A 23,570-nucleotide genomic window follows, 5' to 3' on the forward strand; every position below is an offset into this window, starting at 1 on the left:
CGCAAAAAACGCCCGTCGAGACTTTGGCAGGATCGCTGGCCCGGAAATGGACCGGATCTTGACCGATGCGGTCCCTCGGACTGGGTGGCCGCCCGCGGCGCCACGCAGCGGTCGGAGCCGGAAAAAAAATGGGGGGTGCCACCTACTGTCTCCGCTCGCGCTCTGGTGTGACATGGCCATCGGCCGATACCGCCCTGTACGCCGAAATCCGCACGCTGCCGGCGTAGAGCGATAATCCGCTCGCCGTGGCCGCGTGCGGTGGTGGCCATCCGTCGTGAGCCATGACGGTCGCACATGGCACATGTCGTAGAAACCGTCCAAGGGCGTCCAGTTGATCCATAGCGGGGGCGTAAGTCCAGGTCAGAACCCTGCGACGCGTGAGCGTCCATGGGGCTCGTGACAGGGAAGTGGCAGAAAACGCGCTGCGGGACCCCCGCGAGCTAGCCCGGCCGAGGGTCCGGTCGCGTACTGCGGCCTGCTACCCATTCCTTGCGACCGTGGCCCCGGGTGTGGCCGTAGCACCGCGATGACCTGCTCCCTGAGCAGGGTGCGAAGGCGCTCGTGGATGGGCTGGTTCTTCTGCTCGGCGTGCAGGGACCATCGATGGTGCGGAGAGTCGGCCGTTTCCCCAACGGCGAGGGTCGATGCTGGAGGGGTGCTTCCGAGGCCGAGGTTTAGCCGTCCGCGTCGCTTGATGGGGGTGCGGCGGTGGGGGCGGGCTCGCAGGTCACGCCGTGTGAGGTGGTTGGGGTGCGGGTGCCCGGGCGCAAGTAGCCCGCGGACCTTCGTGATCATGGTTGTTCTCTAGGCAACTGATCATGAAACCCCACGGGCTTGAACATCGACGAATCGACGATACCGGGATCAGCGAGGCGGCAACGCGACTTGTGGGGCTGGAGGGGGTGAGTGTGACGCAGGTCAAGGACGACGGGATGGGCGGCCCGTCGGTGTACGTGGTGACAAGCGAGGACTCCGCCCGGGCCTGCCCCGGCTGCGGGGTCTTCTCTACTCGGCTGAAGGACTACCGCACCACCCGGCCGCGGCACCTGTCGTGCGGCGGACGCCCCGTGAGCATCCAGTGGCGCAAGGCACGCTGGTACTGCACCGAACCCGCTTGCCCTCGCGACTCGTTCACCGAGGCGATAGGCCAGGTGCCGCCACGGATGCGTACCACCAAGGCCCTGCGCCAGGCGGCGGGGTCCGCGGTCTGTGACGGCGGCCGCACGGTGGTGCAGGCCGGCCGGGATCTGGGCCTGTCCTGGCCGATCGTGCAGCGCTGCCTCGAGGACTACGCAGCGAAGGTCCTGTCCGAGGATCCGCCCGCGACCTCGGCGATCGGGATCGACGAGACCCGGCGGGGCAAGCCGGTGTGGAAGCAGAACCCCTCCACCGGCAAGTGGGAACTCGTCGCGGACGCCTGGCACATCGGCTTCGTCGACGCGATCGGCGGACGCGGCCTGTTCAACCAGGTCGAGGGCCGCAACGCGGCGTCGGTCGCTGACTGGCTCACCTCCCAGCCCGCCTCCTGGCGTGAGCAGGTCCGCTACGTTGCCATCGACCTGTGCGCCACCTTCCGCGCCGCCGTCCACCGCGCGCTGCCCCACGCGGCCGTGGTCGTGGACTGCTTTCATATCGTGCAGCTCGCCCAGCGCCACCTCGCCGACCTGCGCCGCCGTCTCACCTGGAAGCAGCACGGCCGCCGGGCCCGCAAGGGCGACAGCATCTACACCGCCCGCAAACTCCTGCGCCGGAACAAGGAAGACCTCACCGAGGATCAACGCACCCTTGTCAAGGTCGAGTTGGATCACATGGGCACCTACGGCCGACAGATCTTCGCGGCGTGGAAGGCCAAGGAACTGCTGCGAGACTTCCTCGGCCTGGCCGTCAGCCGTACCCACGTCACCCCCGACCGCACCACGACCTCCGCCGCCCGCCACCGCTTCTTCGCCTACGTCGCCGACCACGCCCACCTGCCCGAACTCGTCCCCCTCGCCGAGACCGTCGAGCAGTGGTGGGACGGCATCGAGATTTACCTGACCACCGGGATCACCAACGCCGCCTCCGAAGGCAACAACCGCCTCATCAAGCTCGAAGCGCGTAACGCCTTCGGGTTCAGGAACCGAGAGAACCAACGCCTGCGCTCACGCTGTGCAACCACTCGGCGAAGCCGACGGGAGGCGCACCCCTAAATTCGAAGACCCTTGTTGTTGGCCCGCCGCCGGGATACCGTTGCGAACTTCATGGGGGCAGGGGAGGCCCCCGTGACAACAGGGGGTATCTCCTTGAACACCGCGAAGGACAAGAGACCGAGAGCGTCGGGGACCCTGAACCGGAGACGCAGGGGCGCCGCCTCGATCAAGATCTTCTTCCTCGTTCTGCTGCTCAGCGGTCTCGTCGTGCTCTTCCGGATGGGCGGGAACGTGGAGCGCGTCAACACGATGTGGGTGGGCGCCGAGGTCGCCGCCGACGGCAGCATCCGCGTCACCGAGGTCATCGACTACGACTTCGGAGAGCCCGACAGCACCCGGCACGGCATCTACCGCGACCTGCCGGACCTGCCGTACGACGAGGACGACGCCAAGGTCAGCGCCAGCTTGGACGGCGCCCGGGTCCCGTGGGAACTCACCGTCGGGGACTACTACGAGAAGCCGAACGGCCAGCGGGAAATAGCCACTCGGATCAAGGTGGGCGACCCCGGCGGCTCGGTCACCGGCGTGCACCGGTACCGCATCCGGTACACGCTCACGGACGTGGTGAAGAAGGGCAAGATCGCCTGGGACGCTGTCGGCACCGGTTGGCGGGTCGACCGCTCGGACGTGGAGATCCACGTCGTGGCCCCGTACGAACTCACCGCCGCACGCTGTGTGCACGGCACCAACGGTTCCGAGGACGCCTGCACCGCCCGCGGGAGCGGTCCTGGGCGGCTGGACGTCACCCTCGACAAGCTGAAGGGGCACGAGGGCGTCACCCTCTACGCCTCCCGCGGGCAGAAGCTGACCGGAGCGAAGGCGGCCCTGCCCGCGCCGCCCTCCGGAAAGGCCGTCGGCACGACCGTGGAAAGCCCGCTGCGGGTGGGTCTGCTCGCGTTCGGTTTCACGCTGGTCTGCGCCGCCGTGACGCTCTTGCTGCTGCGTTTCCTCGGCCGTGACCGGATCGTCGAGGAAGGACCCGACGGCACGCCCGGCCGGACGCGGCGCGTCGCCCTCGACCGGCTCGCCGCCTCGCTCACGCCGTCGCCCGTGCCCCCAGCGGAATTGACCCCGGCACAGGGCGGGATCCTGCTCGATGAACGGGTCGAGAACCACCACCAGGTGGCCTGGCTCCTCGGCGCGGCGATCGACGGACACGTCGGCATCGAGGGGACCGACCGGCGTCCCACCCTCACGCGCCGCGATCCGGCCGACGCACCCGCGGACCCGCTCGCCAGGGTCGTCTTCGGCAGCATTTTCTCGGGACGCGACTCGGTCACCCTGGGCCTGCGCGACCCGCAATTCCGGTCGGCATGGGAGAGCCTCAACCGCGGGCTGACACAGTGGCAGGCCGACAGCGATCTGTGGGACGCGGCCGCCGCGCGTCGCGCCCGCATCGGACGCACCATCGGCACCGCCGCCACCCTGCTCGGCTTCGTCACGACGGCCGTCGGGGCCTGGCTCAGCGGCCACCGGGACGCGGCCGGCTGGCCGGTCCTCGTGGTGGGCCTGATCGCCGTCGGTGCCGGCTTCGCGCTGCGGCTGCGCTCCTGGGAGCTGCACACCCGCACCCCGCGCGGCACCGCCCTCTGGCTCCGGACGGAGGCGTTCCGGCGCTATCTCATGGACCCCTCCTCCCCCCAGCACGACGAGCCCCCCGACGAGATACGACTGAAGCTGTACACCGCGTGGGCGGTGGCCCTGGACGTGGCCTACGCATGGGAAGGAGCGATCGCCGACTCGACGGCCGCTCCCGTGCACCGCTCGACCCTCGTGGCCGGGTTCGCCCCAGGCTTCGCCCTCGGCCTGATCACCGCCGCCTCGACGTCCAGCGCCGCCCCGCCCTCCAGCGGCAGCGGTGGCGGAGGTGGCGGCGGAGGGTCCGGTAGCGGCGGAGACGTCGGTGGGGGTGACGGCGGCGGTGGCGGTGGGTCCTGGTGACCTCTGGTACTTGTAGGGGCCTGGCGCAGGCTTCTACGCCGCCGCCGCGACGATGAGCGGCTGCCGCGGGCCCAGAGCTTGGCACTGTTCGACGCCCTGGCCCGATGTGGACGGTTCTCCAGACACTCAGATGTGTCTCACCTACTGGTGCCGTCGTTTCAGGAGCCTGTGCGCGAGGGTGGCCACATCTCAGCGCAGTTGCTCGGCCAGTCCGACGATGATGCCCTCCGGGCCGCGGAGGTAGCAGAGCAGATAGCTGTCCTCGAATCGGGCGATCTCGCCGACGAGTTCGGCGCCGTGAGGGCGCAGGCGGGCAACGGTGTCCTCGATGTCGTCGACGGCGAACATGACGCGGTGCGTGCCCAGAATGTTGTGCGGCCGGTTGCGCGGCCCGGCGCTGATCACCGCGGGGCTGCGGTACTTCGCCAGCTCGAGTCGGCTGTGACCGTCCGGGGTCCGGACCATCGCGATGTCACAGCGGACGCCGTCGAGTCCGGTGCACTGGTCGGCGAAGAGGCCCTCGACCTCCGCCCTGCCCTCCAGCTCCATACCGAGTTCCACGAAGAACGCGATGGCGGCATCCATGTCCTCGACGACGATGCCGACGTTGTCCATCCGCTGAATCGCCATGCTGGTTTCTCCTTCCTCCTCGTGCGGCTGGTGGTGGCCGCTGATGTCCCTGGGACGGAGCCGGTGGCGCGTTCTCGACATCCTCAGACCGCCGAACGCCGAAAAATCTGGATCGCGCCTCAGCACCGCTGCAGCAGACCCGCGAGCCAGGCGCCACCACCGAGGGTGAGTGCGGCGCAGGTGGCCGCTCCCATGAAGACGATCAGCCGCAGCGTGCCGTCCCCGCTTTTCAATGCTTCCTCGACGATTCGCAGCGTGCGCGCTTGAGCATTGCGCCTCCCCAATTAGTAGCTGACTGGAAGGAAACGGCTGACCCCGGGTGCTCGCCGAAGGCCCGGCCGACGCCGGGACGGCGAATAACTTGGTGTGCGGGGTCGACGGAACCGGGTAACGTCTTGGTCATGTTCTTCCAGACGCCGATTTACGAGTGAGAGCGTGATGGGCCCTTGCTGACGTCCTTCGACGTCGCCGCGCCCGTCCCCCACCGATGAATCCGTAGGTCACTTCACATCATTTCGGGAGAACCCGTGAGCAAGAACATCAATAACCCTGTGGGCATGGGCGGCGGCCAGCGCAAGAAGCTGTCCCGCGCCGAACGGCAGAACAACGGCCCGCACCGCAACCTCGACCGCCAGGGTGCCGCCGACCAGAAGGCGGAGCTGGTGCGCAAGATGCGCGAGAAGGTAGGCGCAGCTGAGGGCGCCGGGCAGACGAGCGACGACACCGCCCAGAGCTGACGCACCGCCGCCGCAGGGCGGCACCGCATGGGGCAGGGCCCGGACCGCGAGGCGCGGTCCGGGCCCTGCTGCCCTACCGGGCGCGGCCGGTCCCGCTCAGCTCTCGGCCGAGCACCCGTGTCTCAGCCGACCACCCGGGGCAGCCGGGGATTCAGCAGCCCCGTCACCGTCCAGCTCTGCGTGGTCCACCTCGTGCGCACCAGCCTGCGCTACTCGGCCAAGCAGCACTGGGCCGCCATCGCCCGCCAGCTTCGCGAGGTCTACACGGCCAAGACCGCCGACGAGGCCGAGCAGCGCTTCGTCCGCTTCGAAGAGGAGTGGGGCCAGCGCTACCCGACGGTGATCGACACCTGGCGCCGCAACTGGGAACACGTGATCGTCTTCATGCGCTTCCCGGCCCCGATCCGCCGCGTCGTCTACACCACCAACGTGATCGAGTCCCTCAACTCCCGCTTTCGGCAAGCAATGCGGCGACGCGGCCACTTCCCCGACGACGACGCGGCATTGAAGGTGCTCTACCTGGTCATCCGCAACCCGATCAAGAACCGGGCCAACGTCACCGGCAAGACACCCGCCTGGAAGCAGGCCATCAACAGCCTCGCCAGCTACTACGGCGACCGCGTCACCAACCACTGACAGGAATCATCCACACCAGGCCGCACACAAAGATCCAGACACTCCCTTTCCCGTCTGCGCTCGTCAGGCTGTGAGGCCCGCGTCGCGGGCCAGGAGGGCGGCCTGGACTCGGTTGGTGACTTCCAGGGAGGTCAGGATGCGGCTGACGTGGGCCTTGACGGTGCTCTCGCGCATGGCGAGGCGGGTGGCGATGTCAGCGTTGGTGTCGCCTTGGGCGAGCAGGGTGAGCACGTCGCGTTCGCGGGGGGTGAGCCGGTCCAGCCGGGCCCTGGCCGCGGTTGCTTCGGGCTGGTTGGTGGCGTGGTAGCGGTCGATGAGGCGACGGGCCGCAGCGGGGTGGAGCATGGCCGAGCCGGCGGCCACCAGGTGGACCGCGCGCAGTATTTCGGCGGGGTCGGTGTCCTTGAGGAGGAACCCGTCGGCTCCGGCGCCGAGGGCGTTGTAGACGTATTCGTCGAGGTCGAAGGTGGTGAGGATGATTACCTTCGGGGGGTGGGGCAGGGCGCGAAGCCCGGTGGTGGCGGTGATGCCGTCCATGCGGGGCATGCGTACGTCGACGAGGGCGACGTCGATGCGGTGGGCGGTGGCCTGTTCGATGGCCTTCAGGCCGTCGGCGGCCTGGGCGACGACCTCGATGCCGGGGTCGTCGTCGAGGAGGTCGGCCAGGCCGAGGCGGACCAGGGCGTCGTCGTCGACGATCATGGCGCGGATCATGTGCGGGTGCCGTTCTGTTCGAGGGCGGCGGGGTGAGGGATACGGGCGGCCAGCCGCCAGGAGCCCGCGCCGGCCGGTCCGGCGTTGAGCTGGCCGCCGAGCGTGGTGACGCGTTCCCGCAGGCCGACGAGTCCATAGCCGCTGCCGACAGTGCCCGCGCGGGGATTGCCAGGGGGGTTGGTGACCTCGACGAGTGTGGCGGGCGGCCCGTAGTCGATGCGTACGGTCACCGGAGCGCCGTCGGCGTGCTTGCGGGCATTGGTCAGTGCCTCCTGGACGATGCGGTACACGGCCAGACGATGGGTGGTGGGAGCCTGTTCGGGAAGGCCGTCGGTGGTCAGCTCGATGTGTTGGCCGGCGGCGCGGGCCTCGTCGGCCAGTTCCCCTACTTCCCTCATCACCGGCGTGAGGGCGGCGCTGGTCGGCGCGGCGTCGGAATCGTGCAGCACACCGAGAACATCGCGCAGATCGGTGAGGGCTTCGACGGACGTCGTGCGCAGCAGACCGAGTCGTTCGACGACCGGTGCGGGCAGCGTGTCGCTCTTGGTGGCCAGGACACCGGTGTGCAGGGCGATCAGGCTCAGACGGTGGGCCAGGACGTCGTGCATCTCGGCGGCGATACGGGACCGTTCCGCGATGCGGGCCGCGTCCTCGCGCAGCTGCGCCTCGACGCTCAGGTGCTCGACGTCGGCTGCCAGCGCCAGGAGCAGGCGGCGCCGGCTGCCCAGCCACAGCCCGACGAGCACAGCCAGCACCGGCAGGAGCAGCGTGGACGCGTAGGACTGCGCCGTCCACAGGGAGGTGGCCCGGTAGCTGAGCAGGTTGGCGCCCAGCGCGGCGACAGCACAGCCCACGGCCACCCGCGCCCGGCGGTCCACAGCCAGGTCGAACAGGGCGACGGCCAGCATGGGCAGCAGCGGCCATCCCCACCATGCCGTGGCCACGGTGACCAGCAGCGGCGCGATCGGCCATCGCAGCCGGGGTACGAGCAGGGCCGTTCCGCACACCAGCGCTGTGATGATGACGGGGGCCAGGTAGCGCCCTTCGAACGCCATGTCGTTCAGCGCGGCGGCCAGCACGCACAACGCCACGACTGCCCCACGCCCGTAGGTTGCCCATCTGCGGCCTTCTCTGCTGCTCACCTGGCCCATGCTAGGCAGACCGGTGCGCGATTCCGTCTGACGATCGGCGATGCCTATCCCCTACTTTCGTAGGGGGACGCCGTCGCAGAACGGCGGATCCGATGCCGGACGCGGTTTTCTAGCGTCAATTCCATGAACGACTGGACCACCTCCCACGACCGCGTCCCGGCGCAGCGCAACGCCGAAGGCTGGATGTTCCTGATCGAGGCAGCCCGTGATCTGCGCACCACGGGTGCCATAGCTCCCAGCGGCAAGGCCCTGGCTCGCGCGCTCACCGACCCCGTACGGGCGCAGGCGCCCCGCGCGCTGGCAGTGCTGGAAGCCGGCGCCGGGACCGGAGCGGTCACCCGCACCCTGATACCCGAACTGCCCCGAGCCAGCCGCCTGGACATCGTCGAGGCCAACCCGCGTTTCGCCGCGCGACTGCGCCACCTCCTCACCACGCATCCCCACCTGGCAGCCAGGCCCGCGCAGGTGACCGTGCACCAGACCTACGTCGAGGAGCTCGACACCGACCAGCGGTACGACGTCATCGTCTCGGGGCTGCCCCTGACCAACTTCACGCCCGCGCAGGTCGAGCGCATCATGGCCCGCTACATGGAGCTCCTCCACCCCGGCGGCACGCTGACCTACTTCGCCTACCTGGGCACCCGCAAGGCCCGCGCCCTGACGGCATCGCGAGCCGAAGCCCGCCGCCACGCCGCCGTGGACGAGATCATGGCCACCTACCAGCGCACCTACGCCACGGGCCGCTGGACGGTATGGGCCAACGTTCCCCCCGCCTACGTCTGGCATCTGCAACGCCCCCTCGTCTCCGCGGACCAGCTCAAGCTGCGGTCGGACGGGGCGAGTCGGTGAACGCGCTCTCCGACATCCTCGGCCACCTCTCGCCGGCCGCGGCGTACACGGTGGTGGCCGCTGCGATTCTGACCGAGTCGATCCTTCTGATCGGCGCTTTCGTCCCGACGCTGACCCTGCTCCTGACCGCCGGCGCGCTGGCCCGCACCGGCCACATCAGCTTGCCCCTCGTCATCGCCGCCGCGGCCGGAGCCGTGGTGGTGGGTGACTTTCTCGCCCATCGCACCGGCAGGTTCCTAGGTGCCCGGCTGCGCGCAGGCCGCATGGGCCGTCGCGTTCCGGGTGCCGCGTGGTACCGGGCCGAGACGCTGATGACGCGCCACGGCGGTCGAGCGGTCTTCCTGGCCCGATTCCTGCCAGTGGTGCGCACCCTCGCCCCGCACTCCGCGGGCGGCACCCGCCTGCCCTACCGCTGCATCGCCCCATACAGCGTCGTCGCCGCCTGTATGTGGGCCACAGTGGAAGCAGGGGTCGGATACGCCGCCGCGACCTCTCTCCAGCGCGTCCTCACGCTGGGCGGCCCCGCCTTTGCCGTCGTCGCTCTGACGGTGATCGGGGGCGCGCTGCTGTGGCGACGGAGGCGCCGCCACGTTCCTGAAGTCCAGGGACCGGCGCCTGAGCCCGCCGCAGAGTCTTCCGGTCATGTTCAGGCAGGTCTGACCAGGCCGGTGTCGTAGGCGAAGACCACGGCCTGGACCGGGACTGTGCGGCAACGACGGCTGTATCGCCGACGCCCGCCATCTCGCTGCGGCCTTCCTCGAGCAGGCGCGTACCGCGCACGGTCTGGCAGTGTCCGCCCCTGCCACGGATCTGACGCAGCTGGTGGTCAGCGGGCTGGTCACCAACGCCCGCAAGTACGCCCAGGGCCAGGCGCTGATGGACCTTCGTATCGCCGACGGCATCGTGGACGTCGTCGTTTGGGACAGCGACCCCACTGTCCCCACCGCCCGAACCGCCTACCCCGGCAGGGTCGGCCAGCACGGTCTGGGAATCGTCAAGGCTGTCGCCTGCACCTCAACGTGGAGCGGGAAGCGGTCGGCAAGCGCATCACCGCCCGGCTGCGCCTGGCCGATACACCCCAGACGAAGGTCACCGCACTCCGCCTGTCCGTAACGGAACCTCGAGCGGCGGGCGGGGGCCTGGCTCCACCTGTGACGACACCACCAGGCCCCGTCATGTCGGGGGCATTCTGGCCAGCGATCTGCTCTGCACGACGTCATCCGCTTGACCCCCTGTGTGACGGTCCCGGCGTGTTTTGTCCCTAACCTCCACATGGGTGGTCAAGCCCTTCGTATGGTTCCACCCCCAGGGGGCAGGCGAGGCTTCATTTCGTTTGCCGCCAGTAGTTTGCACCGATACACCCCTCGGCGCCCCACGTCGACCCCCTGCCGAACGTGCGGGGTGAGCTGCCCAGATCCGCAGGGAGAGCGGAGCTGGTCCCGGGTGCCTCGCCAGTCCAGGCAGACCACGGTGGCGTCGTCATGCAGGACACCTTGTTGGGCTCGCAGGACGGCTTGCGTCAGCACGTGAACGGTGTCGCGAGGGTGCAGGTCGCGGGTGCCCTCGATCAGGGCGGGAAGATCCTCGGCGACGGCGTTGCGCTCGAGCATGCCATCGGTGACCAGGATGAGGCGGTCTCCCGGTCGTAGTTGGCGGGACTGGACGCGGTGTGGGTGCGGCAGGGGGGCGCCGAAGGGCGGATCGATCTCGGGAGTGATGCGGTGGAGATGTCCCTCGCGCAGGAGCCAGGGCCACGGGTGGCCGGCGTTGACGAGACCGACACCTCCCGTCCGCAGATCGATGCGCAGGAGCTGGCCGGTGACCAAGGAGCCATGTGTGCCGTGGTCGAGCAGGGCCTGATGGGCTTGTCGGGCCTGTTCGGTCAGGTCGGCGCCACTGCGACGGGCCATGCGCAGAGCGCCGACAAACAGGGTGGCCAGAAGGGCGGCCCGGACGTCGTGGCCCATGGCGTCGGTGATGGACACATGCAGCGTGTGGCGGTCGAGGGAGTGGTCGAAGGTATCGCCGGCGACCGTCTCGGCTGGGATCAGCTCGCCGGAGACCGTGAACTGCGGTGCCTCAACCGGCCCACCGGTGTTGTTGATCTGAAGGAAGAACTCGGCTTCCTCCTCGTCCCGACAGACGAAGATCCCCTCCACCTCAGGGCGGCGGCTGCCGGCGATTCCCGGTGCGGCGCTCATCCGGGTCCAATCCAGGCCATGCTGTGCGATCGACTGGCGATTGAGCATGGACGAGACGTGGAAGAGGTTCGACGTATCAAACACGCCAGGAGTATAGGAGGCAGTGAGGCTTCCTCCTCAGGTTGAGGCGGTCAGCTCCAGGGTGAGGACGGCCTTGACGAGGTCGGTGATGCGGGTGGTGCTGCAGCGGAGCTTCCGCAGCAGGCGCCAGGACTTGAGGGTGGCCATGGCCTGTTCGCCGAGTGCGCGGATCTTCGCGTGGGCGCGGTTGACGGCCTTCTTCCCGGCGGAGAGCTTGTTCCAGCGGCCGCGGAAGGGGACGCGGACGGCGAGGCCGGAGCCCTGGTACGCCTTGCCGGCCCAGCACCGGATGCCGCCGGTGTTGAGGGCGTCGAGCAGGCCGTGGGAGCGGGCTGCCCTGATGTTACGCCCGCCGCGACGTTCATCGCCCGCCTGATCGGCTGGCGCTGGACGTTCGGAGTGATGGCGCTGCTCTCCGTGCTCGTGATCGTCTGGGTGCTCGCGTCCGTGCCGGACTTCCCCGGACAGGCCAGGGGCGAGCGCACGCCCGTCGGACGGGTTTTCCGCATTCCCGGCGTGCTCCCGATCGTCGTCGTCACCCTTCTCTACGTGATGGCCCACAACGTGCTGTACACCTACGTCGCGTCCTTCCTCGCACCCGTGGGCATGGAAGGCACCGTCAGCGCCGTGCTGCTCGTCTTCGGTGTTGCCTCCCTGGTCAGCATCTGGATCACTGGCATCCTCATCGACCGCCACTTGCGGCGTCTCGTGATCAGCAGCACCGCGCTCTTCGCGCTGGCGGTTCTCGCGCTCGGTCTCCTGACCAGGCAGCCCACGGCCGTATTCGCCGGCGCAGCCCTGTGGGGGCTCGGATTCGGTGGGGCGGCGAGCCTGCTGCAGACGGCCGGTGCCAACGCCGCCGGACCGGCCGCGGAGGCCGTCCAGTCCGTCATGGTGACCGGCTGGAACCTGGGTATCGCCGGCGGAGGCGTTGCGGGCGGACTGCTGCTCGGCGGGTTCGGCACCTCGTCGCTGGCCTGGGGAACCCTCGCGCTCCTCGTCGTCGCGCTCGTCATCAAGATCGCCGGACACCAGCACGCCTTTCCCGCTCACCGGGCGGAAGCGAGGAATTCGGCAGTGTGATCACGAGGCGGGGCGGAGGGCGCCACTGCTGGAGGATCCAGCAGTGGCCCACCTCCAAGGTGCAACGTGCCGTCATCGCCAAGCGTCGCTCGACGTGATCGACCTGCGCTGGATGGACGCTCCGCGCGATGGTCCTACCAGCAATGGCCAGGGTGCCGCGTCCGGCTCTGATCCTCGTGCCCGCGGCGAGGGTCTCAAGCGCGACCGCTGGCGCGCCAGCAACAAATGTCCGATCGCGTTGCGGCCGACCGGCCGCAACGCGATCGAGGACTGCCGTGAGGACCAGGGTGCGAGGCCCGGCGGGGTGTCAGCGGCTGAAGACGAGTTCGGCCTCGTCTCGCTTGGTGGTGTGCAGGTCCCAGTAGACCGGGGAGATCTCCTCGGGCTGTGCGGTCGGGAAGTCGGGGATGACCGACATGCCGATGGACACGTCGATGCCGACGTGGGCGGCCTGGATGCCGGTGCCCTCCAGTTCCTTGTGCAGGTTGATGACCCAGTTGCGCAGGGCCGCCGCTGCGGCGTTGACGTTGCCGACCTGGGGGACGGGATCGATGGAACCGGCGCCTGTGGTGAACAGGAGGGTGCCCGCCCCGGCCTCGCGCATGGCGGCCAGTACCGCCTGGGTGGCGGCGATCGCTCCGTACAGCTGGAACTCCATCTCGTGCTGCACGTGGGCCGGATCGGTCTGGGTCGGGGTGGTCAGGGCAGTGGAACCGATCGTGCCGACCGGGGAGTACTCCAGGACGTCAATGCCGCCGAAGTGGGCGGCAGAGTCCTTGAGCGCCTGGGTGAGAGCGTCGCGGTCGAGGACGTCCGCGGGGAACGCGGCGGCCGAGATGCCCTCGGCAGCGAGCGTGCCGACGAGCTGGTCGAGCTTGTCGCGGTTGCGGGCGACGAGCGCGACGTCGAAGCCGTGAGAGCCGAAGGTACGGGCGATGGCCAGGCCCAGCTGGGGGCCGGCTCCGACGATGGCGATGCTGGTCACGGTGGTGATCCTTTCGTTAGGCGGTGTCAGGGAGGCCGGGCGTCGTCGTGCCTCCGGTGCGCTGACGCGGTCACCGGATGCCTCGCACCCACATCTGGACAGGGCTATCCGTTTTCAAATCGGAAAGCCCTATCCGGTTACCCCTCACCACCGTAACACCAAAAGTGGATAGGGCATTCCGATTGGTAGGGTGGTGGGCATGACCCCTGGCCCGAAACCGCCCGATGCCCAGCCCCTGCGCAGCGATGCCGAGCGCAACCGCGGCCGGATCGTCGCCGCGGCGCGCACGGTCTTCGAGCGTGACGGTCTGGGTGCGTCCATGGCCTCCGTGGCGCGCGAGGCGGGGGTGGGGATCGCCACCCTCTTTCGTCACTTCCGCGCCAAGGAAGATTTGATCGCCGCGGTCTTCGCCGACCGCATGGACGCCTATGTCACCGCCGTCAACGATGCTCTCGGCGCCCCCGATCCGTGGGCGGGTTTCACCGGTTTCATCGAGGCCATCTGTGCCATGCAGGCCGCCGACCGGGGTTTCGCCGACGTGCTGACCACGACGTTCCCCGCTGCCGAGGCCCTGGAGAAGCGACGTGCGGCGGCGTACCAGGGCTTCCTGGAACTGGTTGCCCGCGCCAAGGACAGTGGGCAGCTGCGGGAGGACTTCACCACCCAGGACCTCGTCCTCCTGCTCGTCGCCAACGCCGGTGTCGTCACCTTCGCCGGCGACACCGTCCCAGGCGCGTGGCGCCGCCTGGTCGCCCTGCTGCTCCAGTCGTTCCAGGCCCCCGCGCGGGGCCTGCTGCCCGAGGCGCCCTCGGACGACGCCCTGTACGAGGCCATGTTCCGCGCCGGAGCCGCGAGTATCGCCTCCCGCGAGCGGAACAGCGCCAACTGACCGCGCCCGGTCCTCTCAGCGGGGCCGGTCGGCGGAACCCGCGGTGGTGGAGTGGTTGGCTGCCCAGCCGGCGAGGAGTATGAGGCGGTCCTCCGAGGTGGTGCCCGGCTCGGCCGTGTAGAAGGTCAGCTCGTGAGCGGCCCGGCCCGCCAGGGGCAGCTCCAGGGACTGGTGGGCCAGCTCCAGCGCGCCGACCTCGGGGTGCTCGAGCCGCTTGTCCCGTCATGGCGGATCAGGACGTCGTGCGTGGCCCACATGGTGCGGAACTCGGGGCTGAGCGTGGACAGTTCACCGACGAGCTCGCGCAGGCCCGGATCGTCCGGATGGCGTCCGGCCTCGGCGCGCAGCAGCGCGACGGTGGCTCGGGCACCGGCCTCCCAGTCGACGAAGAAGTCGGCGGCGGCGGGGTCAAGGAAGTGGAAGCGTGCGAAGTTGGCGCGGCCGCGCCGGGCGGTGGTGTCGCCGGCGAACAGCGGCGCGTGCACGGCCCGGGTGAGCGCGTTGTGCGCAATGACGTCCAGCCGGCCGTTGCGGACGAATCCGGCGGACACCGTGGCGGAGTCGAGCAGCCACTGGACCCGGGGCGGGACCTGCACGTCCTTGCGGCGCTGCGGCCTGCGGAGTCGAGCAGCCACTGGACCCGGGGCGGGACCTGCACGTCCTTGCGGCGCTGCGGCCTGCGGCGCGGGCAGAGCGGGCCAGGTCGAACAGGTGGGTGCGCTCGTCATCGTCCAGCTGCAGGGCCTGGGCGACCGCGGCGAGGACGTCCTCGGACACACCGTTGATGTGGCCCTTCTCCAGCCGCGTATACCCACTCGGTGCTGACCCCGGCCAGCAAGGCCGAGTAGCACCGGATCGGGATCCGATGGCTTCCCGCACGCGCGCGCCGGCGTCCGCGGAGTCGACAACCACGATGTCGGCGCCGAGGTCATGGAGTTCGCTCACGAGTTCCGCGCAGCGCACGATGTTGATCGTGCGCAGCCCTCGTTCCTTGGCGAACTCGTGACAGACCGGCCTACCCCTCTGTTGGCCGCGTTCTGCACCACCCAGGAACCGGCCGGAAGGTCACGCAGGCTGACCAGGAGCCCTGCGCTGACGGGATTGATGGTGAGCATCGCTGCCTGTTCAAGGCTGATGGACCGTTTGTGAGAGGCTGCTTCGCGGTCAGGACATCCCCATCGGGATACCGCATGGCACTGGAATACACCCACCAGTGACATCACAGTCGCCAACGTTTCTCCGGGGCGCCGCGAGCGTGCGGTTCGAATCAACGCAGCTCAGAAGCGGTCAGGGCGACCGTAACGGACGCAACAGGTGTGGCGCACGAGGCACTCAGGGACTTCACACGACCGAGGGAGCATGAGGTGTCCCGGTAGGAACGGAACGAGAAGTCCGGCTTACTGTCAAATCTGTTGACGCCGTGTGAGTCAGCCCGAGCAGCTATGGGCCGGCGGCAGCGCCCGCAGGGCCTCGGGGGCCGCTGATCTGGGCAAGGCCCTGAACTGATCGCCTCCGGAACCGGATGGGACGCTTGGTCGGGGGCGTGGTGTGGAGCGGCTCGGCGGGGCTGCCGCGTGGTGCTGCGGCGTGTCAGCGGGACTCCTGTGCGCTGAGCAGAGTGAGGGCGTTGCGGATGCCCTCTTCGAGGAGTTCGTCGGAGAGTCGCCGGTCGGCCAGGGCGCGGGAGAGCTGCAGCGTCCCGACCATCATGGCGTAGACGCTGAGGGTCTTCTTGTGCACCGAGCGCGGATCGGCAGGTGCCAGGCGAGCGGCGATACCGTCGATGACGGCGAGCACGCCGTCGGTGTACGCCTGCTTGGTCTCGTCCGCGCAGCGCCCGATCTCATCGAGGAGTGCGGCGGAGGGGCAGCCGTCGTCGGGACTGTCGCGGTGCTGGGGCGACAGATACCACCGTACGATCTGCTCGAGTCCGGCGATCCCGGGCGCCGCCTGCTCGATGACGTTCGCGTACTGCACGCGCAACTGGTCCGCGACCGCGGCGGCCACGAGATCGTCCTTGGATTCGAAGTGGGCGTAGAAGGCGCCGTTGGTCAGTCCGGCGTCCGCCATCAGCGTCGAGATGCCCGAGCCGTCGATACCGTCCTGCTTGAACCGGCGGCCGGCGGTCTCGATGATCCGCTGCCTCGTCGCCTGCTTGTGCTCTTTCCCGTAACGCGCCACGAGCTCGCTCCTTTGTGCGCCGGAAGGGTCACCCGCCCTCCGCCGACTTCGCCATCGTATTGGATTACGAACGCACTCCAATGGTAGGCGAACGGCGTTTTGGAGCACCGCCACGCCTTCTCTGCGGCCAGCCCGATTCAGTCGTTGCCGGGCGCCATCGAGATCACGACCTTTCCGGCCGTGGTACGCCCCTGCTCGACGTACGCCATCGCCTCGAGCGTCCGGTCGAAGGGGAAAGTTCGGTCGATGACCGGGCGGAGCCGTCCGTTGTCGTACAGGGCGCCGAGTTCACGGAGCTGGGCGCCACTGGCCTGCATAAAGAAGAACTGATAGCGCACACCCAGGGCCTTGGCCTGCTTGCGCACCTTGCGGCTGAGCGTGTTCATGGCCACGCCCATGAACGACGGGGCGTCGAGTTGCCTGGCGAACCCGACGTCCGGCGGGCCGACGACACCGATGGCCAGGCCGCCCGGCTTCAGCACAGTCAGCGACTTCTCGAGGTTCGCCCCGCCAAGGGAGTCCAGCACCAGGTCGTAGCCGGACAGCACCTGCGAGAAGTCCTCCTTGGTGTAGTCGACGACGATGTCGGCGCCGAGGCTCCTGACCAACTTCTCGGTGCGGGAGTTCGTGGTCGTCGCCACCGTGGCACCGAGGTGCTTGGCGAGCTGGATGGCCGTCGATCCGAGGCCACCGGCACCGGCGTGGATGAGCACCTTCTGACCCGGCATCACGTGGGCGCGGTCGACGAGGATCTGCCAGGCGGCCAAGGCCACCAGCGGCACCGCGGCCGCCTCGCGGAGGGTGAGTGACTCCGGCTTGGGCGAGACGTCGTCCTGGTCGATCGCAATGAACTCGGCGAAGCCTCCGATCCGCAGGTCGCGGGGACGTGCGTAGACCTCGTCGCCGACTGTCAAGTCGCGCACGGCCGACCCGACCTGCGTCACGATGCCGGCGACGTCGTGGCCGAGCACGAACGGAAGCCTGTACTTCAGGAGTCGTTTGAACTCCCCGTTGCGGACCATTTTGTCCAGCGGGTTGATGCTGGTGGCGCTCACTTGGACCAGGACGTCGCCGGCCCCGACGGTGGGCTCGGGAACGTCTGCGGCGCGTAGGCCGTCCTTGCCGTACTTCTCGACGACGAATGCCTTCATGTCAGCCATCCCTTTGCGTGATCTTCTCGGTTGCCTTCTCGGCGGACGATGCGCATGTCCGGGTAGCTTCCACGTCAGCTGCCGAGGTGCCGGCGAAGCCACTGACCCATCTGCTCGATCGCCCGGTCCACCTCGGGCACGCGCCCCGCGCCCAGGATGAACGAGTGCTGGCCCTCGGGCAGCGGGCGGACCTCGGAGAGGATCTTGAAGTCGGCGAGTCGGCGGCCGAAGCCGGCGCCCTCGCCGGCAAGCGCCTCGTACTCGCCGTAGTGGAGGGCCGTGGGCGGCAGGCCGGTCAGGTCGGCGTTCACGATGCTGATGTTGGGGTCGGTGAAGTCCACGCCGGGGTCCTGCAGCCAAGCCGCTCGGAACTGTTCGAGGATGTTCCGGCTGAGCATCTTGTCGAGTTCCTCGTTCTCGTCCACCTTCGGGTTGCTGATGGTGAGGTCGGTCCACGGCGAGATGCTGACGATCGCCCCGGGGGCTGCCTCGCCCTTGGCGAGCAGGCGCAGCGGCAGCGCGACCGCGAGGGTGCCTCCGATGGAGTGGCCGGTGCTGCCGATGTTCCGCGGCTCGTAGCCCTGCGCGAGCAGCCAGCGGTAGGCGGTCTCGGCGTCGTCGATCTGCGCCGGGTGGGGGTGCTCGGGGGCCAGGCGGAAGCCCACGACGAGCGAGCGGGCTCCGGCCGCCTTGGCGATGTGGCCGGCGGCCTTGCGGTCCGATGAGATCGAGGCGGCGACCGATCCGCCGAAATGGAAGTGGAGCAGCGCCTTGTCAGGGTCGGCGCCCTCAGGGATGACCCACAGGGCGGGGACGCCGTCCGCATCCACGTCGGCGTAGGTGACGCCTTCCGGCTCGGTCGATGCCGAAGCATGTGTGTCGACGATGTCGCGGACGACGGCCAGATCGAGGCCCGGTGTCGATGCCTTCGCGCGCACGCTTTCGAGGAACTGCGCGAACTGCTGTGCTTCCGTGCTGATTCCCATGGTGATGCTCCTTGTCAGGTCAGGTCAGGTCAGGTCAGGTCAGGTCAGAGCTGAGCGCGCCTCACGCGCGCAGGTCGATGGGCCGGGTGCGACGTCAGCCGGGCATCCGGTTGAATCTGCGGATCTGCTTGTCGAAGATCCCGGCGGGGACGAGGCGTCGCGCGGTGGTGATGCGTGAGGCGAGAGGTCCGGCGGTGTAGCGCAGCTTCGGCTTCGGGGCGGTGGCTGCCGTGACGATCTCCTTGGCGACGACGGAGGGGTCGTCGCCGGTCTTCATCGCCGCAGCGACCACTTCGTCGAAGACACGCCGCCGCTCCGCATACAGCGGCAGCGGGGTGTCGGGCTGCGCGGCATTGGCATCGAAGGCGGTCCGGGTGTAGCCGGGCTCGACGAGCAGGACGCGGACGCCGTGCTCGCGGACCTCGTGGTCCAGGGACTCGGAGTAGCCCTCGATGGCGTGCTTCGCGGCGACGTAGAGGGCCATGTAGGGCTGCGGGATGACGCCGAGGACGGACGAGAGGTTGACGATGCGTCCACGGCCCTGGGCGCGCATGTGCGGCAGGACGGCCTTCGTCATGCGGACGAGACCGAAGAAGTTGAGGTTGAAGAGGCTCTGGGCCTGGGCGACGGAGTTCTCCTCGACGGCGCCGGCCGAGCCCAGACCGGCGTTGTTGACGAGGACGTCGATCCGTCCGAACCGTTCGATCACTTCCTGGACGGCGGCGGTGACGGATTCGTCACTGGTTACGTCGAGGTCGAGGAAGGTCACACCGGCGGGCGGGGTGAGTCCCGAGGTGCTCCGTCCGGTTCCGATCACCTCGAACCCGGCTGCGACGAAGGCGCGAGCGGTTGTGTTACCGATCCCCGATGACGCCCCCGTCACGAGTGCTACCGGCCGATGAGTCGCCATGACAGACTCCCTGCATCATTGAATTACGGTCGTTTAGCTTACGATCGTAATTCTATTTCGGGACGGGGCGGATGGCAAGGAGCGGCTCCGGCGACCGCCAGCCGGGAACCTGCGGCTTGGCGCGGGAGGGAAAGGAGGCGACGAAGGCGGCGGGCCACCGATACAAGCCGGCAGCGGCGCCCGCCGACAGCCGCGCCCCGCGAGGTGTTCCTCGGCAGCCACCTCTACCGGCAGAACCGCGACCTGCTGCGGGAGCCGGTCCCCCGCAGCGACCTCGGCGAGGAGGACTGGCTGCACCTGGCGTACGCCGACAAGACCCCGGTGACCCCAGATCGACGGACTGCGCGCCGCCGCTGCCACCACGCCGCAGACGGGCCGGCCCACATCCTCGGCCACCCTGCCGTCACTGGTGGTGCGCATGCTGGAGCTCGCCGGCATCGGCCCTGGAGACCGCGTGTTGGAGATCGGCACCGGCACCGGCTGTGCTTTCAGTGCCGTCGGGCCGGTTCTCGGTTGAGCTGGCCCATGAGATCCCGGATGGTCGTGCGGGCGGCGTGCAGCTCGTCGCCCTGGTCCTGGAGCTTGAGCTCCAGATCGACAATCTGCTGTTCGAGGGTGGTGATGCGGGCTTTGAGCCGCTCTGTGTCGACCGGCCCGCCGATGCCGACCTCGCGCCAGACCTGTTCGCCCAGCACCTCGCCGAAGCGGTCTTCGAGGCTGCGGATCTGGGCGGCGAACCGGGCGGTGCGGGCATCGGCCGCCAGGAGGTCGGCCTGTAGGGAGGCCCGACTGACCGCAGGTCCCCGGCCGCCCGGGACAGCGGGCGGTTCGGCGGCCTGGGCGTGGACTTGGCCGAGGAGGTCGCGGTGGCGGTAGAGGAAGGTGCGGTCGACGCCGGCCCGGCGGGCGATCGCGGTGACGCTGATGTCGGTGCCGTCCTTGGTGGCGGCGGCCAGGGCCGCCTGGACGCGCTGGCGGCGCCGGCCGGTGTCGGCGCGGCGGCCTTCGACCATGGCCTGGATACTCGGGTCAGGTGCGGTCATGCGGGTCGCTCCGGTCTCAGGTCAGGCAGGGGCTGGCGGATGCGGGGCATGCCGAGGAATCCCTGACGGGTCTTTCGGACGATGGCAGCGGCCTGCTGGATCTGGTCGCGTTCATCGTCGGTTAGCTGGTCGACGTCCTCGGTGACGCGCTGGATCAGCTGCCGAACGCGGCGGATCTCCTCCTCGGAGGGGGCGGCCTCGGCGCGGGCCCACTCGTCGGCCTCGGTCATCGCGCGCAGCTTCTCCCGGGTACGGAGCGGGTCGTCGAGGTAGGAGCGGAGCTCGGGGAGGTAGGAGACGTCGGTGGAGAAGTGGTCGCACCCCACGCAGGCAGGACCAACTCCAGCAGCGGCGGCCGGTCCTCCGGCGGCGGTGGCGGTGGAGGTGGAGGAGGTGGTGGAGGAGGAAGCGGCTACTGCTACTCCTGCGGTGGGGGAGGCGGCATCAGCGCCGCTGCCGCTGCCGCCGCGGCCGCCAAGGCCGCTGCCGCGGCGGCAGCCCGGTGTGCCGCGATCCGCGCCAACGCCATCAAGATCACCGCCTCGATCGGCAAGGGCACCCTCACCGTCCACTCCATCTCGACGGCCGCCGAACCCCCGACGGTCAGGATCAACATCGGCAACTCCGTCCGCAACGCGGCCTCGGCCGTCGCGGCGGGCCTGACCACGGCCGCCGTCTGCGTGGCCACCGGCGGCTGCACCGGAGACGACGATGACGAGGGGCGCAGGAGCTCGTGCGATGCGACGCCCCTGATCGACGGCGGGCGGATCTACGGCGGTCTTGAGGAATACACGGACCACCAGGGGAACAAGGGATGCAGGGCGACCGGCGCCATCGCATTCCTCACCAAGAGCGATCGCAGGTCGCGCACCGGAGCGGGTGGTCTGCCGAAGTGCTCCGAATGCGAAGCCGTCCGTCGATCCGGACGGAATGGAAGAGATCAGGTCAGGAGGAGGAAGGCCGCAAGCCGGCCACCTGATAGGTTATTGGGGCAAGGGTACCGGCCAGGATGTCCGAAACTTGGTGGCTTTGAACGCCAGGGCGAACGCCCGGATGGCGGCTCAGCGAAGTTAGTGGGGGTCGGGCTGCCACAGCGCTCCACTTGGCCATTCGGAGACACGGTCGTCTCGGCCGGCCCCACGGCTGGGTCAGCCCGGCTTGACCGCCAGCGTCGCAAAATAGTGCGACATGTATTGAGCGGATGCGTTGGATTGGTGCGGCGCTTCCGCGAAGCCGGTGAGGACGAACCCCGCGGCGAGTTGCCCGCCGATCTGGTCGGTGAGGGTGTGGCTGTATTCAAGAGGGGCATCCGCGCCGAACTTCGTGGCGCGTTCCTCGGCGGAGTACTGCGTGACATCGCTGTAGGGCAGCTTGTGCACGACGATCAGCTCGCCGCGCTCGTCGAGCGCCTCGTGGTCGAACAAGTACACATCAGGGTTGAGGAAGCCCACGAGCAGAGTTCCGCCCGGTCGCAGGACGCGGAAGCACTCACGCCACACCGGTGCCAAGTCTGGTACGAACAGGTTAGAGACCGGATGGAATACGACGTCGAATGTTGCGTCGCCGAAGGCGCTGAGGTCGCGCATGTCGCCTAGGACGGTGCGCAGCTCGAGTCCGTCGCGCGCCGCCACCATCTGGTCCTGGCCGAGCTGGCGGGGTGAGTTGTCGAATACGGTGACCCGCGCCCCTGCGGCGGCGAGGATCGGACCCTGCTGGCCACCGCCGGAGGCCAGGCACAACACGTCCTTGCCGGTCAGGTCCGTCGGCAGCCAGGAGCGGTTGACTGGCTCACGCCCGATGAGAACAATCGACCAGTCGCCCATGCGGGCGCGCTCGACATCCTCAGCACTCACCGGCCTCGACCACTCGTTGCCCTCTTGGACATACTTGTCCCAGGCTGCCCGATTGTGGGCAACGGGGTCGACGACAATGTCCTGCACGTTTAACTCCCTGCTACAGCCAAGCGGACACCTGCGGTACTGACAGTTCGGTGCCGCTAGCCAACACGATTGCAGGGTGCGGGCTCAACGAAATTAGCGGGCATCGAGGTGTCCACGGGCTCGACGGGTGGTCGCGCAGCGGGTGCGTAAGCGCTGGTTGCCGGGGTTGCGGAAGCCGTAGGCGTCGCGGGCGATGGTCTTGATGACCCGGTTGGTGCCTTCGGAGCCGGCGTTGGTGATCCCAGTGTGCAGGAACGCAAGGATCTCTGGCCACCGTGTCTCGACGGTTGTGGCTAGGCGCTGCAGTTCGGGAAGGTCGGCGTCGCGCATCGGCGGTAGAACCGGTACAGCAGATCGCGGACCTGTTCCCGGTCCGGGCGGGTCCGGGCGGTGGCAAGCAGGTCCAGGAGGTCTTCCTTGGCGTTCCACGCAACGGTGATCGGCGCGCCGATCACCCTGGGCAGGTTGGACAGCTCGTCGAGGAGAGCGTCGACGTGCTCGCCGCGCATCCGGGCGGCGGAGCGGGTGAGCCGGTTGCGCAGTTCCCACTCGCGGTTGCGCTTGCGGCCGCGCCGGCCGCGGTGGGTCACGGTGACCCGGCGGCGGACCTCGGTGAGGGTCTGGTTCGCCAGCTGCACCAGGTGGAAGTGGTCCACGACCAGGGTGGCCTGCGGCAGGACCCGGCGGATCGCCGACTTGAAGATCGTGCACATGTCGATCGCGACGTACTGGACTGCGTCGCGCCAGGCCTGGTCGCGGTCGGCCAGCCAGTCGATGACCGCCTGGGCGGTGCGGCCTTCGACCTGCCCGAGCAGGCCCTGCTTGCCGGACAGGTCGACGAAGCCGACGTGCCAACGGTCCACGGCGGTCTGCCAGATCCCGGTGGCCTCGTCGGGGATCCATCTCGGCCGGCCTCGGCGGATCTCGTCGATACCGAGCGCCTTCACCGGCTCGGGCTGGGCCGGCAGCACCGCCCGGGCGTGGCTGGTGAACGCCGCCGCAACGACCGGCCAGGAGAGCGCATAGTCGCGGGCCGCCTGGACGACCGTGCGGCCCTGATCGGCCACCGCCGCCCCGGCCGTAGTCCGTAATCGTGTGGTTAGCCGCTTACGTGGCGGTACTGGCGGGACCGACTCGGTGAACGAGCGACGCCGGCACGCCAGCTCGTCGCAGCGCCAGCGGCGCTTGGCCCACACCAGCCGCGGTCGGCGGCCACCGACCGACAGGTCACGCGGCCGGGTCACCCGCCGGCTGAGGATGATCCTTTGGAGTG

At 69.1% G+C, this 23,570-nt stretch carries 22 protein-coding genes and 4 pseudogenes; 10 read left to right on the forward strand and 16 right to left on the reverse strand.

All coding sequences use genetic code 11. From position 1 onward, the window contains the following. Positions 1-908: 908 nt before the first annotated feature. Together RV986_RS45095 and RV986_RS45100 are read left to right on the forward strand one after the other, a co-directional pair. A complete protein-coding gene (locus tag RV986_RS45095) occupies positions 909-2,189 on the forward strand; it encodes an ISL3 family transposase (RefSeq protein WP_475922890.1) in 1,281 nt (426 codons plus the stop codon). A 72-nt stretch (positions 2,190-2,261) separates the two neighbouring features. Continuing rightward, positions 2,262-4,130 (forward strand): DUF2207 domain-containing protein, encoded by a 1,869-nt coding sequence (locus RV986_RS45100; RefSeq protein WP_475922891.1) that lies wholly within the window; start codon positions 2,262-2,264, stop codon positions 4,128-4,130. 189 nt (positions 4,131-4,319) lie between these two features. On the opposite strand, the gene RV986_RS45105 is transcribed toward RV986_RS45100, so the two are convergent. Beyond that, entirely contained in the window at positions 4,320-4,760 is a 441-nt protein-coding gene (locus RV986_RS45105) for a VOC family protein (protein ID WP_037694117.1), read from the reverse strand. Positions 4,761-5,287: 527 nt separating this feature from the next. Between RV986_RS45105 and RV986_RS45110 the strand changes: the two genes are divergently transcribed. After that, a complete protein-coding gene (locus RV986_RS45110) occupies positions 5,288-5,497 on the forward strand; it encodes a DUF6243 family protein (RefSeq protein ID WP_075032920.1) in 210 nt (69 codons plus the stop codon). 168 nt (positions 5,498-5,665) lie between these two features. Then, positions 5,666-6,133 (forward strand): annotated as a pseudogene (locus tag RV986_RS45115) (transposase); the annotation flags it as partial. A gap of 63 nt (positions 6,134-6,196) precedes the next feature. Here the strand turns inward: RV986_RS45115 and RV986_RS45120 are convergent. Beyond that, complete coding sequence (locus tag RV986_RS45120; RefSeq protein ID WP_475922892.1) at positions 6,197-6,847, reverse strand: response regulator; 651 nt, start codon at positions 6,845-6,847, stop codon at positions 6,197-6,199. After that, entirely contained in the window at positions 6,844-7,989 is a 1,146-nt protein-coding gene (locus tag RV986_RS45125) for a sensor histidine kinase (protein WP_475922893.1), read from the reverse strand. The genes RV986_RS45120 and RV986_RS45125 overlap by 4 nt, the downstream gene beginning before the upstream one ends. Before the next feature lie 132 nt (positions 7,990-8,121). Between RV986_RS45125 and RV986_RS45130 the strand changes: the two genes are divergently transcribed. From RV986_RS45130 to RV986_RS45140, 3 genes are all read left to right on the forward strand, one after another. Next, on the forward strand, positions 8,122-8,847 hold the full coding sequence (locus RV986_RS45130) for a class I SAM-dependent methyltransferase (RefSeq protein ID WP_475922894.1): 726 nt from the start codon (positions 8,122-8,124) through the stop codon (positions 8,845-8,847). After that, complete coding sequence (locus RV986_RS45135) at positions 8,844-9,524, forward strand: DedA family protein (RefSeq protein ID WP_475922895.1); 681 nt, start codon at positions 8,844-8,846, stop codon at positions 9,522-9,524. Before RV986_RS45130 ends, RV986_RS45135 begins: the two co-directional genes overlap by 4 nt. A gap of 112 nt (positions 9,525-9,636) precedes the next feature. Next, a complete protein-coding gene (locus tag RV986_RS45140) occupies positions 9,637-9,960 on the forward strand; it encodes an ATP-binding protein (RefSeq protein WP_475922896.1) in 324 nt (107 codons plus the stop codon). A 167-nt stretch (positions 9,961-10,127) separates the two neighbouring features. Here RV986_RS45140 and RV986_RS45145 read toward each other — a convergent pair whose 3' ends face one another. Continuing rightward, a complete protein-coding gene (locus tag RV986_RS45145; protein WP_475922897.1) occupies positions 10,128-11,132 on the reverse strand; it encodes a PP2C family protein-serine/threonine phosphatase in 1,005 nt (334 codons plus the stop codon). Positions 11,133-11,165: 33 nt separating this feature from the next. Further along, positions 11,166-11,474, reverse strand: a pseudogene (locus RV986_RS45150) (transposase family protein); the annotation flags it as partial. On the opposite strand from RV986_RS45150, the gene RV986_RS45155 reads away from it, so the two are divergent. Further along, complete coding sequence (locus RV986_RS45155; protein ID WP_475924664.1) at positions 11,451-12,212, forward strand: MFS transporter; 762 nt, start codon at positions 11,451-11,453, stop codon at positions 12,210-12,212. The pseudogene RV986_RS45150 and the gene RV986_RS45155 sit on opposite strands and share 24 nt — an antisense overlap. 307 nt (positions 12,213-12,519) lie before the next feature. Here RV986_RS45155 and RV986_RS45160 read toward each other — a convergent pair whose 3' ends face one another. Then, complete coding sequence (locus RV986_RS45160) at positions 12,520-13,197, reverse strand: SDR family NAD(P)-dependent oxidoreductase (protein WP_475922898.1); 678 nt, start codon at positions 13,195-13,197, stop codon at positions 12,520-12,522. Positions 13,198-13,396: 199 nt separating this feature from the next. Here RV986_RS45160 and RV986_RS45165 point away from each other — a divergent pair, with 199 nt between their 5' ends. Continuing rightward, entirely contained in the window at positions 13,397-14,086 is a 690-nt protein-coding gene (locus RV986_RS45165) for a TetR/AcrR family transcriptional regulator (protein WP_475922899.1), read from the forward strand. Between the two features lie 15 nt (positions 14,087-14,101). Here RV986_RS45165 and RV986_RS45170 read toward each other — a convergent pair. From RV986_RS45170 to RV986_RS45190, 5 genes and pseudogenes are all read right to left on the reverse strand, one after another. Continuing rightward, positions 14,102-15,018, reverse strand: a pseudogene (locus tag RV986_RS45170) (MmyB family transcriptional regulator). A gap of 658 nt (positions 15,019-15,676) precedes the next feature. After that, positions 15,677-16,267: a TetR/AcrR family transcriptional regulator gene (locus RV986_RS45175; protein ID WP_097282466.1), complete on the reverse strand. Its 591-nt coding sequence runs from the start codon at positions 16,265-16,267 to the stop codon at positions 15,677-15,679. 137 nt (positions 16,268-16,404) lie between these two features. After that, positions 16,405-17,418, reverse strand: a complete 1,014-nt coding sequence (locus RV986_RS45180; RefSeq protein ID WP_475922900.1) for an NADP-dependent oxidoreductase — start codon at positions 17,416-17,418, stop codon at positions 16,405-16,407. A 74-nt stretch (positions 17,419-17,492) separates the two neighbouring features. Continuing rightward, positions 17,493-18,404: an alpha/beta hydrolase fold domain-containing protein gene (locus RV986_RS45185; protein ID WP_067385791.1), complete on the reverse strand. Its 912-nt coding sequence runs from the start codon at positions 18,402-18,404 to the stop codon at positions 17,493-17,495. Between the two features lie 94 nt (positions 18,405-18,498). Then, complete coding sequence (locus tag RV986_RS45190) at positions 18,499-19,314, reverse strand: oxidoreductase (protein ID WP_095851747.1); 816 nt, start codon at positions 19,312-19,314, stop codon at positions 18,499-18,501. Positions 19,315-19,732: 418 nt separating this feature from the next. Here RV986_RS45190 and RV986_RS45195 point away from each other — a divergent pair, with 418 nt between their 5' ends. Continuing rightward, positions 19,733-19,831, forward strand: a complete 99-nt coding sequence (locus RV986_RS45195; protein WP_382247443.1) for a hypothetical protein — start codon at positions 19,733-19,735, stop codon at positions 19,829-19,831. Here the strand turns inward: RV986_RS45195 and RV986_RS45200 are convergent. The 5 genes and pseudogenes from RV986_RS45200 to RV986_RS45220 all read right to left on the reverse strand — a co-directional run bounded on the left by RV986_RS45200 (position 19,803) and on the right by RV986_RS45220 (position 23,541). Then, on the reverse strand, positions 19,803-20,357 hold the full coding sequence (locus RV986_RS45200) for a hypothetical protein (protein ID WP_475922901.1): 555 nt from the start codon (positions 20,355-20,357) through the stop codon (positions 19,803-19,805). The genes RV986_RS45195 and RV986_RS45200 overlap by 29 nt on opposite strands. Beyond that, positions 20,354-20,683: a transposase gene (locus RV986_RS45205; protein ID WP_475922902.1), complete on the reverse strand. Its 330-nt coding sequence runs from the start codon at positions 20,681-20,683 to the stop codon at positions 20,354-20,356. Before RV986_RS45205 ends, RV986_RS45200 begins: the two co-directional genes overlap by 4 nt. Positions 20,684-20,775: 92 nt before the next feature. Next, on the reverse strand, positions 20,776-21,045 hold the full coding sequence (locus tag RV986_RS45210; RefSeq protein ID WP_475922903.1) for a hypothetical protein: 270 nt from the start codon (positions 21,043-21,045) through the stop codon (positions 20,776-20,778). A 460-nt stretch (positions 21,046-21,505) separates the two neighbouring features. After that, entirely contained in the window at positions 21,506-22,297 is a 792-nt protein-coding gene (locus tag RV986_RS45215) for a class I SAM-dependent methyltransferase (RefSeq protein WP_384473801.1), read from the reverse strand. 93 nt (positions 22,298-22,390) lie between these two features. Next, positions 22,391-23,541: pseudogene (locus RV986_RS45220) on the reverse strand (ISL3 family transposase). Between the last annotated feature and the right edge of the window lie 29 nt (positions 23,542-23,570).

It is taken from the genome of Streptomyces sp. RLA012 (assembly GCF_056270325.1).

What these genes read in the sequence shown, in the direction of transcription:
- RV986_RS45105 (WP_037694117.1), bottom strand. Translation starts at nt 4,760, where the DNA reads ATGGCGATTCAGCGGATGGACAACGTCGGCATCGTCGTCGAGGACATG.
- RV986_RS45120 (WP_475922892.1), bottom strand. Translation starts at nt 6,847, where the DNA reads ATGATCCGCGCCATGATCGTCGACGACGACGCCCTGGTCCGCCTCGGC.
- RV986_RS45200 (WP_475922901.1), bottom strand. Translation starts at nt 20,357, where the DNA reads ATGACCGCACCTGACCCGAGTATCCAGGCCATGGTCGAAGGCCGCCGC.
- RV986_RS45190 (WP_095851747.1), bottom strand. Translation starts at nt 19,314, where the DNA reads ATGGCGACTCATCGGCCGGTAGCACTCGTGACGGGGGCGTCATCGGGG.
- RV986_RS45130 (WP_475922894.1), top strand. Translation starts at nt 8,122, where the DNA reads ATGAACGACTGGACCACCTCCCACGACCGCGTCCCGGCGCAGCGCAAC.
- RV986_RS45195 (WP_382247443.1), top strand. Translation starts at nt 19,733, where the DNA reads ATGCTGGAGCTCGCCGGCATCGGCCCTGGAGACCGCGTGTTGGAGATC.
- RV986_RS45185 (WP_067385791.1), bottom strand. Translation starts at nt 18,404, where the DNA reads ATGGGAATCAGCACGGAAGCACAGCAGTTCGCGCAGTTCCTCGAAAGC.
- RV986_RS45180 (WP_475922900.1), bottom strand. Translation starts at nt 17,418, where the DNA reads ATGAAGGCATTCGTCGTCGAGAAGTACGGCAAGGACGGCCTACGCGCC.
- RV986_RS45165 (WP_475922899.1), top strand. Translation starts at nt 13,397, where the DNA reads ATGACCCCTGGCCCGAAACCGCCCGATGCCCAGCCCCTGCGCAGCGAT.